We start from the raw sequence: 697 nt of genomic DNA, 5'->3' as shown, positions 1-697 counted from the left end.
TTGAGGCGTTTGTTAGCTATCAATCATAAGTCAGTTTCTTGATAAACCCACACCTCGAAATGTGCCAATAACTGCATATGAGATATGCAGTTGGCTAAGGATAAATAATGAGGACTTCAAATGAGTACAGATACTAGTTTTACAATTGATGTTAACCAATTGATTCATGACATTTTTGGCGGAAACCCGCATAGAAATGACTTAGCAATAGGTTTGTACAACGATACAGATGCTTCAATCAAAGTAGATTACTACCTTGAGCATGGAAGTATTGTTGATATAAGCAAAGGCAATACCGTTCATAGTCAGAGTCTATGGGAAATCGGAGCTCATGCCAAAGGGGCTGGTTCGAATATTACTCTGAATGTAACTATGCCGAATGGATCTGGTTGGGCAATAATGGCTGCAACGCCATCAAATAAAGCCACAACAAAAATGGCTACAAAGACGCAAGAGTTGCGCATAAAGCAGCTGATAAAGATGGTAAACATTACTCTACTAAAGGGATTTATGACGAAGATCATAATGGTTACAACGCAGTAATTAGCATTACAGGCGAAAGCCCAGCTGCTTGCTGTATTGTTTTTGAAAAGTTGGATTAGCTTCCTCTAAGGGCTTAGCTACTTTGCTAAGCCCTAGTTAAAAATTGTTAGCTAACGCCGCATTAAGGGGCGAACAACGCACAAAAGCACTCAAT

General features: G+C 39.5%; 1 protein-coding gene. It reads left to right on the top strand.

From position 1 onward, the window contains the following. Window positions 1-120: 120 nt before the first annotated feature. Window positions 121-543 carry a hypothetical protein gene (locus GOU96_RS17995; protein WP_258502394.1) on the top strand — a complete coding sequence of 141 codons (423 nt, stop codon included), beginning with the start codon at window positions 121-123 and terminating at the stop codon, window positions 541-543. The last annotated feature ends 154 nt before the right edge of the window (window positions 544-697 follow it).

Source organism: Vibrio sp. R-1, from assembly GCF_035615595.1.
Classification (GTDB): Bacteria; Pseudomonadota; Gammaproteobacteria; order Enterobacterales; family Vibrionaceae; genus Vibrio; species Vibrio cholerae.
Note: the sequence above shows the minus strand (reverse complement) of the source record. Positions and strands in the feature narration are given on the sequence as shown.

What these genes read in the sequence shown, in the direction of transcription:
- GOU96_RS17995 (WP_258502394.1), top strand. Translation starts at nt 121, where the DNA reads ATGAGTACAGATACTAGTTTTACAATTGATGTTAACCAATTGATTCAT.